9 protein-coding genes are annotated in these 14,832 nt (G+C 57.0%); 2 read left to right on the forward strand and 7 right to left on the reverse strand.

What is annotated here, in order from left to right; genetic code table 11:
• Positions 1–58 precede the first annotated feature (58 nt).
• From KIP88_RS34690 to KIP88_RS34715, 6 genes are all read right to left on the reverse strand, one after another.
• Positions 59–2,044 carry a hypothetical protein gene (locus KIP88_RS34690; RefSeq protein WP_214492683.1) on the reverse strand — a complete coding sequence of 662 codons (1,986 nt, stop codon included), beginning with the start codon at positions 2,042–2,044 and terminating at the stop codon, positions 59–61.
• Between the two features lie 302 nt (positions 2,045–2,346).
• A complete protein-coding gene (locus tag KIP88_RS34695; protein WP_214492684.1) occupies positions 2,347–3,759 on the reverse strand; it encodes an O-antigen ligase in 1,413 nt (470 codons plus the stop codon).
• Positions 3,756–4,994: a glycosyltransferase gene (locus KIP88_RS34700; protein ID WP_214492685.1), complete on the reverse strand. Its 1,239-nt coding sequence runs from the start codon at positions 4,992–4,994 to the stop codon at positions 3,756–3,758. The genes KIP88_RS34695 and KIP88_RS34700 overlap by 4 nt, the downstream gene beginning before the upstream one ends.
• The gene (locus tag KIP88_RS34705) at positions 4,991–6,319 is read right to left on the reverse strand and encodes a glycosyltransferase family 4 protein (protein ID WP_214492686.1); all 1,329 of its coding nucleotides are present in this window, start codon (positions 6,317–6,319) and stop codon (positions 4,991–4,993) included. Before KIP88_RS34705 ends, KIP88_RS34700 begins: the two co-directional genes overlap by 4 nt.
• A 57-nt stretch (positions 6,320–6,376) precedes the next feature.
• Positions 6,377–7,684, reverse strand: a complete 1,308-nt coding sequence (locus KIP88_RS34710) for an oligosaccharide flippase family protein (RefSeq protein WP_214492687.1) — start codon at positions 7,682–7,684, stop codon at positions 6,377–6,379.
• Between the two features lie 418 nt (positions 7,685–8,102).
• Positions 8,103–8,897 carry an alpha-1,2-fucosyltransferase gene (locus KIP88_RS34715; protein WP_214492688.1) on the reverse strand — a complete coding sequence of 265 codons (795 nt, stop codon included), beginning with the start codon at positions 8,895–8,897 and terminating at the stop codon, positions 8,103–8,105.
• 497 nt (positions 8,898–9,394) lie between these two features.
• Here KIP88_RS34715 and KIP88_RS34720 point away from each other — a divergent pair, with 497 nt between their 5' ends.
• Positions 9,395–10,087, forward strand: a complete 693-nt coding sequence (locus KIP88_RS34720; protein ID WP_214492689.1) for a PEPxxWA-CTERM sorting domain-containing protein — start codon at positions 9,395–9,397, stop codon at positions 10,085–10,087.
• Positions 10,088–10,941: 854 nt separating this feature from the next.
• Here the strand turns inward: KIP88_RS34720 and gspG are convergent.
• Complete coding sequence (gspG, locus tag KIP88_RS34725; protein ID WP_214492690.1) at positions 10,942–11,433, reverse strand: type II secretion system major pseudopilin GspG; 492 nt, start codon at positions 11,431–11,433, stop codon at positions 10,942–10,944.
• Between the two features lie 297 nt (positions 11,434–11,730).
• Between gspG and KIP88_RS34730 the strand changes: the two genes are divergently transcribed.
• Complete coding sequence (locus KIP88_RS34730) at positions 11,731–14,832, forward strand: efflux RND transporter permease subunit (protein ID WP_214492691.1); 3,102 nt, start codon at positions 11,731–11,733, stop codon at positions 14,830–14,832.

The raw sequence follows: 14,832 nt of genomic DNA on the forward strand, positions 1-14,832 counted from the left end.
CGAACAATCTTCGGGCCGACTGGCCTTGCGGACACCTACCGCACAAGAGCCAGCCCAGCTAACGATTAAGCGCCGTGAAACTGCTCCATGACTTGTATTTGGGCGCATAACTGTCGCCGGTACTCAGGGACCATTGATTAGGTCCAGGTATCAAGAGCCAAGCTGCGGCCTTCGAATGCGGTTGAGCCATGAATTGAGAGATTTGATCGCGCACAAGAGCAGCGAATGCATCTGACTGCTTATAGGCGTCAATCAGCTTGGCAATTTTGCCATCGGGACCACCGTAGGTGGTCAAAATGCCCAGTTTCGTGCAAGTCGCCGTCGAAGGATACCAGCTTTCGTGGCCTCCCTCGTAGCAGACAACCGACTTGTCAAAAGTCTTTGCCACAGCTTCCCAGGTCGGGTAGATGCCCACACCGTTTGCTCCGCTGTTCAGCGCCAGCAAGGTCTGGCCGCCTGCGGCGCCGGTGCTCGATTTCCCAGCACGAATGTCATTGTCAAGGAACGCCAGCGCGGAAGCCATTTTGGTTGGAACCGCTGTCGCATACTCGTCAGCAGCGGCGAGCAATCCTGCGATGGCGGCAGCACCACGGTTCGCGTAATTGCCATCAAAATTGGTGCACTGTGCTCCTGAATAGTAGGTAGCGTAGGAAAGAACGTCGCAATAGTCGATCGGCCTATTGGGCGCGGCGTTGTAGTTAGGAAATCCTTTGGCGGCATACTTTGGGTACACGGCGCCGTTCAGATCGGCGCCCTGCAGCTTAAAGTTGCTTGTTGCCCAGGATGGTCCAAATGCTTGAAACGCCATGACGCGCTTCAGCTGCGTAGATTGTCGGGGCGCCCACGATGCGGTAACCAAACCCATGATCTGGCGCGATCGTAGCGCGTACCAACCGAATGAGCGACGTCCATTGTCCGTTGCAAAGCCTAATGCTCCCCCCTTCGCATCTGCCCAAGGCGTGACCGGAAATGCCCAATTCCAAACCTCGTTCCCGTATTCGAAATAGCCGTTGAGGCTGCTGCTCAGCTTGTCTCGGACTAGTTTCGCCAACGAAGTGATTGATGCATCGTCCATATATGAGTGAAAATTGCACCAATAATCGGCGTCTATTCTGTTCGCGAATGCAATCTGAAGTTCGTAAGGAAGGCAAGGAGATTGCCCATTCGGCTGCCAAAGGAAGGCGCCCAAAAGCGCGTCGTAGGTAAGTGTCGCCAAGCTGTTAGCTGTTATTTGGCCGACGTTCAGCGGCTGGCATGTACCGCCCCCAGAACCGGCGAGCACCGGCACGACGCCCCGTCCCCCGGAATTGACCGAGACGGCTCTTGAAGTGTTAGCGTTGCCAAACTGGAGCTGGATCATTTCTCCATCAACATACGCCTTGGTCGCATCTTTCTGAGCGGCGCAGGTGTAGTCGTTAACACCCGACGCGGTTCCGGCCCACGCACCGGGAGCCCAGCGCTGAGTGACGAGGTTGATGGCCGTCCGCCAAGGCGCGATATATCGCGTCTGCGAGACATTGCCTGAGTTTGGATTTGTCCAGCCCATCGGCCGGAATATGCCGGGGTTCAAGGCCTTATAAACATTCACGTAGTCGTCGCCGAACATTTCCTCCGGCGTCGTTGCCGCATCTATCGCCGCTTCATCAGAAAGCCTGCACAGCACTACGTTCGAGAGGCCTGAAAACTTCCCACCGGCCATAAAACCAAAAGATACCAAATTAGGAACAGAAGTTCGAAAGGTAAATACAACACGGACATTCGTGCCGACGACAAGCAAATTGTAGTCAGTGCCGCCCGACACGAAGTTCGAGCCTGAAACGACAAGAAAACCGGGCGCACCTCGCCCAAGTTGGATCGATCCAGTACCCGACCATTTCAGCACCATTTGAGTGGAAGTCGCTAAATTGCTCGGAAACTGTACCTGGCCAGCAATATTGTATGAGGGGGTCGATGTGGGGTAGCCGTTTTCATCCAATATCGCTGGATAGGCATAGCCGGCGGTCGACTGCATACTTATCAATCCGCGAGCGAGATTCTTGAACATCCCCCGCTCGAGTGACGTACCAATAAGTGTCGGCCTCACTTTCGTTGACTTCGTCGTCCACGCCGACAATGGAGGCTGCGAGGCTGCATTCAGCAGGCTCGGACTCCCAGCGACCACAGCCATGGCAGAAGCGGCGGTCAAGAAATTTCGGCGAGAGATGTTCATGCTGAAACCCTTAAAAAATGCAGCTCGTCACATCACGCGAAGCTAAGCCAAGTTTCCTAAAGTTGGCCTCGTGCGGCCGGTCACTTTATACTGCGCATTCAAACGATATATTAATCCAATTCTAGTAAACGACACATTCACATTACCGGACGGGCCGATGGCTCAGCCTCCGCGTACCGCAGCCGGCCGGTGGGGGACACTCGCGGGCTGCGAGTCGCAAGCTGGCGCAACGTGTCGGCGCGCCCGAGCAAAGCCCCAGCAAACAGCCACGTCATCGGCAACAAACTCGAGTTCGGCAGCAAGTCTATCATATTGGCCGAAACAATAAGCGCGAGCGACGTCAGAAAAATCCTGTCCCTGAACGACTCTGCGAGCCGGTATGAGCGCGCAGCTCTGATCACGGAAAGTGCCAATAGCCCGAACTCCGCGAGGAAGCCGACGATACCGAATTGCCCGACGGTGATAACCCAGCGGCCGTCAGTGACACTCATATCCCTGCCCTCTTCATTATAAACGCGACTTCTTCCATAGCGGCCCCAACCAAATATCGGTCGCTCAAAGGCATGATCGAGCAGCATTGCTTCATTTTCGAATCGGACCCGCAGCGACGACGCTCGCTCGGTGCTTAGGGATTCGGTCACTTGAAGGATCACGCCGGTCGGCACCACCCCCGTAAAACGCAATAGCGGGTAAAGCAGAGCAACCATAACCAGCCCGATAGCCACAAGCGACTGTACTCTGGGCCTCACAAAGCAGATCAACGGCACGACAACGATCCCAAACAGCGCCGCGCCTGCGCTCTTGCAGAGGACCAAAATGACGCTCAAGTAGGCTGTCGCCCCGGCCGAAGAGACCTGACCGAGGCGGGTATTGGTCCGCCATAGCGCTGCCGCGGCGGCGACAGTCATGAACAGGAAGGTCGCGGCAATCAGTCCATGTCCCATGAAAACCATCGGGCGATAGCCACCAGCGCGCACTTGCTGGATGAAATCCGACGGAAGATATCCATAAATCCACGCATGCAGCTGTGGGCTGAAGCGCATCTCGAACAACATCGGAATCGAATACAGCAGGCCCGCAACGACCAGGACTTTCAGGATCTGCTCGATTGCCAGCGCGCTCCACAGCAGGCCTCTGCCTACAAAGAAGGGTATCAGGACAATCAGCGCGGAGCCGATGGCGGATCCGGCATCATAGATGCCAACTCCCGGTATTAGCCGATCACCGGCAATGATTGGATCGTTGTTGAGAACCGACGTTGCAATCGGCCCCAATACGAAGATCAGAACAAGCACCTCCACCCAACCGAAGCTCGGGCGCCATATCCGGCGGGCAACAAACAGATAGCCGAGAAAGATACAAAGGTTTGGAATGGTCGCCTTATCAAATTGAGGGATCATCTCGAACTTGATCATCTCCCCGACAGGGAGAAGCAACTGCGCTCCCACGACAATCCATAGAGTTGCCTGGATTGCAGGCCGTACGGAAAAAAGCCCGACTGCAATCAGCGGCCAGATCACCAGCGCCAATGTTGCAACCGAGCTTTTCACGGCCGTCCTCGGCCACCGCTCTCAGCGATCGAGCACGCGGCCGCTTTTCGCTGTGCGCAGATCGATTCTCGCAGAACGCCGGCGCTGGCCGACACGTCAAATCGATTCTGCGACGTCATTCGCGCGGCGGCCCCGATCTGTTGGCGCTCCTGCACATTCCTTGCCAATATCATGATCTTCTCAAATATGGCATCCTCGTCCCGTTGCGGAACCAGAAAACCATCAACACCCGGACGAATCATCTCGGGTGTTGCTCCGATTATACTCGAAATGACGGGCAGACCGGCACCCATAGCTTCCATCACGGACACCGGCCAGGCCTCTCCCTTTCCCACGCTCGTCAAAAGAAACGCGTCGGCGTCGGAAAGTAGCTGAAATACTTCGTTCTCCGAAACCGTGCCTGTCAGCTTGACGGAATCCCGCAGGCCGAGTTCGCCTATCTTCGTGACAATAGCCTCCCTGAACATCCCCTCGCCGGCGATGGTGTAGGTGATGTTCAGGCCCTCGTCACGCGCACGCCGGACCGCCGCGAGCGCGTGGAAGTGGCCCTTGTTTGGATGAAGGCGGGCAATCGTCACAAGCCGCAGCGCCCCAGCCTGGCTTGCCCGCTCCAGCCCAAGTGCGGCAAGCCTGGATGTTTCGATGCCCATGAAGGTCGGGAGAACTTTGCACTCTGGCAGGCCCGTCCTCTCGATGATCTGGTCGCACAAATGCTTGCCGACGGCAGAGACAAATGCCGCCTCAGCAAACTTGGCGCGGTGATCGCGACCGTAAACGTCCAGATCGCCATGAAGGGTGAGGCTGAACGAAGGGCCTCCCATTCGCTTCGAGAGCGCCAGTATGTGCGCCGAATCCGCACATGAATGGCCGTGGATGTGATCAATGCGATTTTTCCGGGCCCATTGAACCAAATCAATTGCACAAACCAGGTAGGCAAGCTGCCGCAAGCGATCCTGCAGTGGCGCGTCGAGTTGCCTCAAATAAGCAAACGCCTGACCTGCCCCTGTGAGGCCTCCAAGTAGCCAGCCCGTTAAGCCAACAACACCCGGTGGAAACAGGTAGTGGGTAGCCGCCACGGCCTCTTTCGCGAAATCGTGCTTGCACGCATCGGAAGGCGGCTTCCGGGTCGACAGGATGAATACCTCATCCCCCAACCGCCGAAGCGCTTGGACCTCCCTCCAAAAGAAGATGTGCGTCTGCGATGGAAACTCGGGCACCAGATAGCCCAATCTCATTGCGCCCCTCCTTCGAGGCCGAGCGCGCGCAGGTCGTGCGCGCCGGCTCTCGCCGCCTCGTAGATGCGCAGCATTTGCCGCGCCTTGGCGTCCCAGGTCAGACTCTGAAGTACTTTCTTTCGCGCAGCGCCTCCAAGGTCATTTAATAGTTCCGGCGCCTGAGTAACGCTCGCGATCGCCGATCTGAAGCCTTCGACCAGGCTCTTCTCGTCGCCAAATGGCACGCGGATCCCGGTCTTGTCGTCGACGAGGTCGGCAGGCCCGCCATAATCTGCGACGATTGGCGTGACGCCAAGCGCCATCGCTTCGACCACCACGCCGCCGCCAAACTCCCTGATGCTTGGCAGTCCGAGGAAATCGCAGTCTCGCAATTTTGCCTGAATATCGGAATGCGGCACCCAACCATGAAAAATGACCCTCTCCTGCAGGCCAAGCGCTTCGACTTGCTGCAACAGGAGTTGCTTCTGAGGCCCGTCACCGATGATGTGCAACGTCAGAGAACCAGCCTTTAGGTACGACCTAGCTGCCTCGATCAAGATATCAGCGCCCTTGTACGGCACCAATCGGCCAACGAAGGCAGCCTGCAGGGGCAGCGATGCATTTGCTCGCCTCGGATTGTTGAATAGATCGATATCGACGCCGTTTTCCGGAATGAAGACGCTCTTCTGACGTACCCAGTCCGGCATCTCACTTTGCGTGAACGTCGAACCCGAAATAATAGCTGCACTGTTCTTCCGGGTGGATCTGTATGCCGGCATCAATCGGTACAACGGCCTGATATGGGAAAGGAGCTCCTTTTCCGCATACTGACGATGACGAAAACCCTTTGGCCAGGGCACACCACCATTCAGTGGCCCAAGCACGAATGGCACATTGAGTTTTGCTAGCTTAGTGGGCATCAGGCTCGGGATCGTTGGGCTCAAGGGCGTAATGCGATGCACCACATCGAACTCGTTGGCCATCAAGCGGTCTCGAAAGAGCTTCCACACCTGCAACTCGAATGAATAGTAAGCAAATGCCGTAAATGCCATGACCGTCGTCCAGGCCTGATTGCCGCCACCGCGCAAACGGGCAGCGATCGAATGCAAGGGTACGACAACTCCTTCATTGTCAATCGCGGTAAAGTCCGCCCCCTCGGTCCAGCCTTTTCGAAGCAGAGCGGGTTTGTTGCGAATTTGAGTAACCAGGTGAACGTCAGCTACTTTTGAGAGCGCGTTCGTCAGACTCCAGCCAATCAGGGGCACACTGGTCCATTCCGGATTAGCTGCCTCGGCAAGAACTAGAACACGCAACCGCCTGGCGCCTTCCCCCTCCCTTCCGCTCATGTTACTTAGCGCTCCAAAATTCAAAGCCCGACTGCAGACAGCGCCTCGCGCATGAAATCAGCAGCACACAAGTACGACCTTGGAAAATCCGAGGCCAGCCAACCACCCGAAAATCCAGGAAACAAGCACGCCTAGCTCAAGCCGAAGGTTGTTCAAGTGATGCTTCCGATTTAGATACAAGGTGCAAATCGATGTCGGCAGCATGTGAAAAGCAACACCCAGCACGGCACCCTGCACGCCGAACGCATAGAAGAGCACAGTCACCAACGAAAAAAGCGAGATCAGCTTGGTGACGCTCAGTATCGTGACATACTCTGGCCGGCCTAGAGCGAGGTAGGCGTTCTGAGACAGACCATATCGCGCAAAGATTAGACCGAAGGAAAGATATTCAAGCATCCAGCCGGACGATACATAGCGCGGGTCATACAGCAAATTAACGATCGCCGAGCCTGACGAAAAAAGGAAGCCAGCGATAAGCAGAAGCGCAGCATCCGTGATCCAGCGCATTCGAAAGTATATCTCGGGCACGCGTTGCGGCTGGAGCCGAACCGCCTCGCTCAGCACGGGAAACGATACGGCACCAAATATTCGACCGGCAAGCCCGTCAGGCACCGACGCCAGACTGTACGCGACAGAGTAAAAGCCCAGCATTTGCGCATTTAGCCACCCGCCGAGCAACAGACGATCTCCATTGGCAGCGAATGCGCTGAGCATCGAAGACAGGAATGTCCATCTGCCAAATCGAAACAGCTCCCTGCTCGCCTCCCGGTTCCAGCCGAGCCGATCCGAGGAGCCTTTCAGAATGCAATGACTGAGTACTGCCGTGATGGCGGCTGAAAACAGCATGGCATAAATATAGGCCCATAACGACCGGGTAGCCCAACCCAGCAGAATGACAAAGATCAAACTGGCCAACTGCGCGATTATCTCAACGATGAATAGCCGCTCGAGTTGAAGATTTCGGCCGGCAGTGATCGCCTTCATAGACTGAAGGCCCAAGAGCACCGCTGAAAACGAGGCGACCGCAAGATAGATCGGAACCTGGGGGTCCGCATAGACGGAGTGAGCTGGCAGCAGTTCATGTGCGATGGCAATCCATAACCCTGCTGCGCAAACGCAATTCATGGCCCAGATGAAGATGCCTCTCAGGATTTGCAGGGAAAAGGCCGTGTTTAAGAATTCCTGCTTATCGCCGTTCCGGCTCTGGATAATAGCCTGCCTCAGTCCGATATCGGTCAGCAACGTGACGACAACCTGAACCGACATCACAACGGCCAGGATACCAAAGGCCTCGGGTGCGAATATTCGCGTAAGAATCAACGTGCCAACGAAGCGAAGGGCTAGACTGAAGAAATGGCCGATCAAGGCCCAACCGCCCGCCCGAAATGTGCGCGAGCGCAGTGATGGAGACGCAGTTGGTTGCTGTACTTCAGTTGAACTCATCGTCTAGTAAAACCACGACGAACCATGATTGACCGCGCCTTTCATACACATATGCCGCCGGATGAGGCTGGCGCTCCAACATGATCTCGCCAACGCTGCTGCCTCTCAGGCTAGTCCTTACAAGATCATTGTCGTCGTCCCAATGACTAATCTTGTCAGCCGAGCGGCCGAGATCGCGCGACTCGTGTTGGGTCAGGCATCGCGAGAAGCCGATCACCGCTGTACGACCTAAATAGCGAGAAACATCATCATCTGAGGGATTCGCGTCAGCGCCGCACGGAAAATCTGCCGAATTGATTAACGAGCCGGCGAGACCAACGATTACACGGCCGGGCCTACTTCACGTTTGCTCACGCTGGCCCGAATCCCCAGGAAGCCGATGGAATTTTCTGTTGAAAATCATTCTGCGCATAAGACCAAAATGTATCCTTGCGTTTTGCACAACGGTTCGTCGTACCGCTTCGCCCTTGAGCCGCTTCGCCTCGGTTACGGACAGGGGCCTAAAATCAGCGTGATTTGCGAACACGTCCGAATAGCGATCTTTCCAGGCGCGAGCGCTAACGTCGTGAAATCGGTACCGGGGATCGCCGAGCGGAAGTAAATCCGCGTCTGGTCGCTCACGGGGGTCCAGCAGGCCAGCCAGCGGCACGTGAATGGTCTCCGCCCTTGAAAGAAAGGCGGCAAGCCACGAGAAGCTGCTAACGGAGATTGCGATATGATGCGCTCTGCGGATGGTTTGAAAATCCTCGAACGCCGACGCGCCGCCAACAAACTCAGCACCCGGGAACTCGCTGGTCAATGCCTCGATGTAGGGCGATGGGCTGGTTTCGCCGATAAATACCGGGGTGAGCTTCGTTTTCGAAACGAGGTATTGATAATAGCTGATTGGAATCGGTCCGTAGCTGCCGTGGGATGGCACGCCAACATCGCCCGCGCGGACATGTATCAGGAGACGATCCTTCGCGATTTGGGTCCCGTCGTCTTTCCTTAGAGGAAACATTTCGCGGTATCGCTCGATGTCGCCATAGTTGCCGACTCTCAGAACCACACCATCGAGCTCGATTGTTGGAGGCCGGTATCGATTCATCATGCCGGAGAGATAATCGGCTCGTGTCAGATTCGATCCAACTGACAAGTTTGATCTCTGTGCCACCCCACGCAAGTCAGCCTGAGAGGACCACTCCGGCAATTTATGTCCGAGCACCACTACTTCCGATCGGCACAATTCCTGTATTCTACGGGCGAACATAAGCTGGGCCATTTGATTGGCAAACCGCCCCGCCGGCCATATCCGAACGATTGTTTGATTCAATTTAGACCCACTAAGGCGCCAAAAACTTGATCTAAGCAATTGGTTAGACGAGAACGCGCCTCGCTAATCCCTCGTACCATGCCAGCATGAACACTTTGGCTCGTCCGGACTTACGAACTCTTCTCTGACCAGTCGCTTCGGATAACATGCTACGGCAGAAAGATCACTCGGCTTAATTAAATGACTTTATATTAGAAAATTACTTAATTAAAATAAATCACGAGTGCGGTGCAAAAGGCGATTGACTCAAACCGATTCCTTAATTACCAATTAATTCCGGTATTACATTTCGCATTGGCTGCGGAGTTGGAGGTTTTACTATGAAGAAATTGCTTACCATGGCACTGGCTGGTGTTGCGCTAGTGGGGTTATCTATCGTTCCGGCATCGGCGGCTTTCTTGACCGGCGTATTTGACGTCACAGTATGGAACGGCTCACCGAACGGCATTGATTCAAACAACTTTGCAAATAGTGTTCCCTCGGGCATTGCCGATGCTCACTTCACCTATACTGGACCGCTTAATTGGGTGGACAATTCGCCTCAGAACACCACGCCGGCCGGTAACTTCGCATCAAGCTTCCTGACCCTTGCGAACATCTCCGGCTACACGTCACCCAATGGGACGATCGCGGACGTGGCAACCTTCGGAAACACGAGCCTGAGCATCGCCGGCGATGCATACGTCACCTTCTTCAAAATCACGGGCCTGTACTACGGCACCGGTGGAACCATTACCCACGATGACGGTGCGCTGTTGAAACTTAACGGAATCACTGTCGTCTCCAGCCCCGGAGAGACCGTCGCGATTACACAGAATTTTGCAAATCCGCTCGGCAACACCACAGTTCCTTTCGAGCTTTGGTACGTGTCGGCCAACGGAGCGCCATCGGTGCTCCAAGTCACTGCGGTGCCTGAGCCGGCTACTTGGGCTATGATGATCCTCGGATTTTTTGGAATAGGCTTCATGGCATATCGCGGCAAAAAAAATCAGACCGGCTTCCGATTGGCTTAATTGGTAAAGTCGCCGCTGCTCGTAAGCTTAGCTCAATGGGCCCTGTCAACTGTTGACGGGGCCCATTTTTGTGCCGCGTTTAATTCGTCGTCTTTTTGGCTAAATCTCCGACTGTTTGATTAGAAGGCCCGGGTAAGAAGGTGCGGCCAAAATCGGCCACAACAAGAGCCCGAGCCGGCAGACCAAGGGGGTAAATTGTAGCCGGTGGCGACAACAGCAGGGTCGCCTATATCTCCCTGCCATGCTCCCCGTGGCCAACGTCGATTTTGATGGATAGAGGCTTCTTGGTATGAGGCTGACGTAATAGGCCGGTTGCGCATATTTGGTCCCGGCAGATAAAGATTCGAGGTGGGCCATGACTTGCCGACCAATATCTGTCCTGCTTGCGGTAGCGACCATCGCGCTATTTGGAACTGTTGTTAAGGCCGATGCGCCTAAAGAAGTAAGGACTGAGAAGAACAAGGTCGTTGTTCTCGGGAATTTGCTAAGCGCACCCCGCAATTGCGACACGAATCCTGGTCCGCTCCCCATGCCAGCGCTTCGTGAGAAGCCATCCCATGGCGGTGTTGGCCTGCAAATTGTGATGGCTGACATTGCGGCAACTAACTCTTGCCCCGCTCGGAAAATACCATCGATCGCGCTATTCTAAGCTCCCAACAAAGATTTCGTAGGCAAGACTCCAAGTCGAATTCGAAGCAGGCTATAACGGGATATCTAATCTGAGCTTTTGATTACCGTCCAATCAGCCGATGACAAATAGTGCGAAGGCCGCGGCGTTCGGAAGCCTTCGCCGTTACGGGTGATCGGCAAGCATATTATCTTCAAGCACGCGCAGAGGTTTTCGTCACCTTCGGCTAGCTTCCTGAGCTTCGATATGACGGTGACTGGGTTACAGACGCCGAGGTCGCCTTGCCGATGGGCCCCAGCGAATAAACCTCGTACTGGCCGTCGGAGACGGCATATTGATAAGGTCGGCCCCAGGGATCGAGCAGGTTCTTCGCCTTCTTCAGATACGGGCCGTTCCAGCGCGGCGCCTCGGGCGGCGCCTCGACCAGGGCTTTCAGGCCGGTGCTCGGGCTCGGATAGGCGCCGTTTTCCATATAATAGAGCTCGAGCGCGGTCCCGATATTCTCGATCTGCAGCTGCACGGATTGGGTCTTGGCCTTGCCGAAATAACCCATCAGCTGCGGGGTCGCGATCGCGGTCAGAACCGCCAGAATGCCCATCACGACAAGCAGTTCGAGCAGCGTATAGCCCGCATTTTTACGGTCTCGGGACCGAAAGGTCCCGGCACGCAACGGCTTTCCGACACGATGTCTCGTTCGGTCGAGTATCTTGGCCAACATCCTGATCGCCCCTGAATTCATCTTCGTGAATTTCCGCAAACGATATTGTTGTCCACCGGTGTCCAAAGGGTTTACGAATGGAACCCGCTCGGAAGACGGTCAATGTCAAGTTACGGATATAAGGAAAGCTAGGTATATCTGCTGAAGGGCTTATTGAGGGGCGGCCGGCGTCTGGTAAATACCAACTTAAACTGAGGCTGTTCGGGGCAATCATTTAATCCAGCACTCCGGCACGTTCGAAAGACTGGAGCACCACATGCGGCGTCCGCTCCGCCGGCGCCATGGACGAGATTGAGCATGGCCTCGATTTCCGAGCCGTTCATCCGCCGGCCGGTCGGCACCACGCTGCTGGCGATCGGGCTCTTTCTGGTCGGCATGGTCGCCTATGCCTTCCTGCCGGTCTCGGCGGTGCCCAACGTCGATTTCCCGATGATCCGGGTGTCCGCCAACCGCCCCGGCGCGGATCCCGCCGTGATGGCGGCGACGGTCGCGGCTCCCTTGGAGCGCCGGCTCGGCCAGATTGCCGGCATTGAGCAGATCACCTCGGCCAGTTCGCTCGGTTCCACCAGCATCCAGCTGCAGTTCTCGATCGGCCGCAACATCGACCGCGCGGCGCGAGACGTGCAGGCCGCGATCAATGCGTCGCTGGCGGACCTGCCAAGCGATCTGCCGTCGCTACCGCGATTCCGCAAGACCAATCCCGCGGCGACGCCGATGTTCGTGCTGGCGCTGACGTCGAAGACGCTGACCACCAGCGCAATGTATGACGCCGCCGACACCGTGATCGCACAGCGCATTTCGCAGGTGCCGGGCGTCGGCGAAGTTTCCGTGAGCGGCGCCGACCAGCCGGCGGTGCGGATCGCGCTCAACCCGGTGGTGCTATCGAATGCCGGCATCGCCACCGATGACGTGCGGCTGGCGATCATCAATGCCAATCCGCTGGGGCCGGTCGGCATCTTCGACGGCGGCCGCCAGAGCGAGACGATTTCGACCAACCAGCAGATGCGCACGGCGGCCGAATTCCGCGACATCATCATCAAGAGCTCGGCCGGCAATTTCGTCCGCCTGGCCGACGTCGCCGATGTCGAGGATTCCGTTCGCAACCACCGTTCCATCGCCTGGTTCAACAAGCAGCCGGCGGTCCTGATCCAGATCACCAAGCAGAGCGACGCCAACGTGATCGAGACCGTTGACCGCGTAAAAGCCTTGCTGCCGGAACTCAAACGATGGCTGCCCGCCGGCCTCGATATTTCGACGCTGGTCGACCGCACCAACACCATCCGCGCCAGCGTGCTCGACATGCAGTTCACGCTGCTGGCGACCGCCTTCCTGGTCATGATGGTGGTGTTCTTCTTCCTGCGCCGGCTGACGCCGACCATCGCGGCCGGCGTCTCGGTACCGCTGGCGCTGGCCGGCACCTGCGCCGGGATGTGGCTTGCGGACTTTTCGATCGACAATCTGTCGCTGATGGCGCTGGCGATCTCCGTCGGATTCGTGGTCGACGACGCCATCGTCATGATCGAGAACATGCACCGCAACCTCGAACAGGGCATGGCGCCTTATCCGGCGGCCCTGGAGGGGGCCAAGCAGATCGGCTTTACCGTTCTGTCGATCAGCCTGTCCTTGATCGCGGCGTTCACGCCGCTGATCTTCATGGACGGGATCGTCGGCCGGCTGTTGCGCGAATTCTCGCTGACGCTGACCTTCGCCATCGTGGTGTCGACCGTGGTCTCGCTCACGGTCACGCCGATGATCTGCGCGCACTACATCAAGGAGGCGACGTCGGATCGTGCGACCTGGTTCGATCGCCTGGTGGAGGGCACGCTGTCGCGCATCGTCGCCTTCTATACCTGGACGCTGCGCGTGGTGCTGGGCTTCCCGCTCCTGACGCTGACCGTATTCTTTGCGACCATCGCAGTGACGGTGGTGCTCTATATCAAGATACCGAAGGGCTACTTCCCGATCGACGACAGCGGCCTCATCGTCGGTGCATCGCAAAGTTCATCGGACACCTCGTTCCAGTCCATGACCAGATTTCAGAAGCAGCTTGAGGACGCCATTGAATCGGACGACGCCGTCGCAGGGGTCGGGTCGATCCTTGGCAGCATGACGACAAACCGGGGGCTGTTCTTCATCAGTCTCAAGCCGCCGCAGGAGCGAGCCGGATTGACCACCCAACTCGTGATCGACCGGCTACGCAAGAAGCTCGAAACAATGCCGGGCGTACGGCTCTATATGTTTGCCGCTCAGGATGTTCGTGCCGGCGGACGCCAAAGCAGCTCCGACTACCAATACACGGTTACAAGCGTCGACGTCGACCTGCTCAAGAAGTGGGCTCCCATCGTCGCCAAACGCATGGAAACGGTCGAGGGCATTACCGACATTTCCACCGACCGCGATGCCGCCGGGCTGCAGCTCACGCTGACGATCGACCGCAACGCCGCCGCCACGCTTGGCGTCCGGGTCAAGGACATCGACGACGCCTTGAACAACGCGTTCGCGCAACGACAGATCTCGATCGTCTACACCCAGCGCAATCAGTACATGGTGGTGTTGGAAATCGATCCGAAATTCCAGAGCGACCCTTCCAATCTGGAGCGCATCTTCGTAGCCGGCGCCAACGATGCACAGGTACCGCTGTCGGCCGTCGTTCGCTATGACCGCGGCTTGGCCTCGCTGGCGATCAATCATACCCAGTCGATTCCATCGGCCACGGTGTCTTTCAACGTCGTTCCCAATGTGCCGCTGGAGATTGCGACCACAAACATTCAGCGCGGCGTCGAGGAACTGCACATGCCGGAAGGCATCCGCGGCAGTTTTGACGGCAATGCCGGCGATTTCAACAAGACCGGCGGGCGGCAGCCGCTGCTGATCCTCGGCGCACTGGTGGCGATGTATATCGTGCTCGGCGTGCTCTATGAGAGCCTTGCGCACCCGATCACGATCATCTCGACATTGCCGTCGGCCGGCCTCGGCGCGCTGCTGGCGCTGCAGGTGACGAATACGCCGCTGACGGTAATCGCCTTTGTCGGCATCATTCTGTTGATCGGCATCGTCAAGAAGAACGGCATCATGATGATCGACTTCGCGCTCGATGCCGAACGCAACCGCGGCCTGTCGTCGGCGGACGCGATCTTCGAGGCCTGCCGCGCCCGCTTCCGGCCGATCCTGATGACGACGATGGCGGCGCTGTTTGCGGGGATTCCGCTTGTCATTGCCACCGGCCCCGGCACCGAGCTACGCCGGCCGCTCGGCATCACCATCATCGGCGGATTGCTGGTTTCTCAGATCCTGACGTTGTACACGACGCCAGTGATCTATCTCCTGATCGACCGCTTAAGAGAGCGCGTGGAAGAAAGTCGGGCTAACCGGCTTCCGTTTGGTGAGAGCACGTCATAA

Origin of the sequence: Bradyrhizobium sp. SRL28 (assembly GCF_018596315.1) — a bacterium.
GTDB lineage: Bacteria > Pseudomonadota > Alphaproteobacteria > Rhizobiales > Xanthobacteraceae > Bradyrhizobium.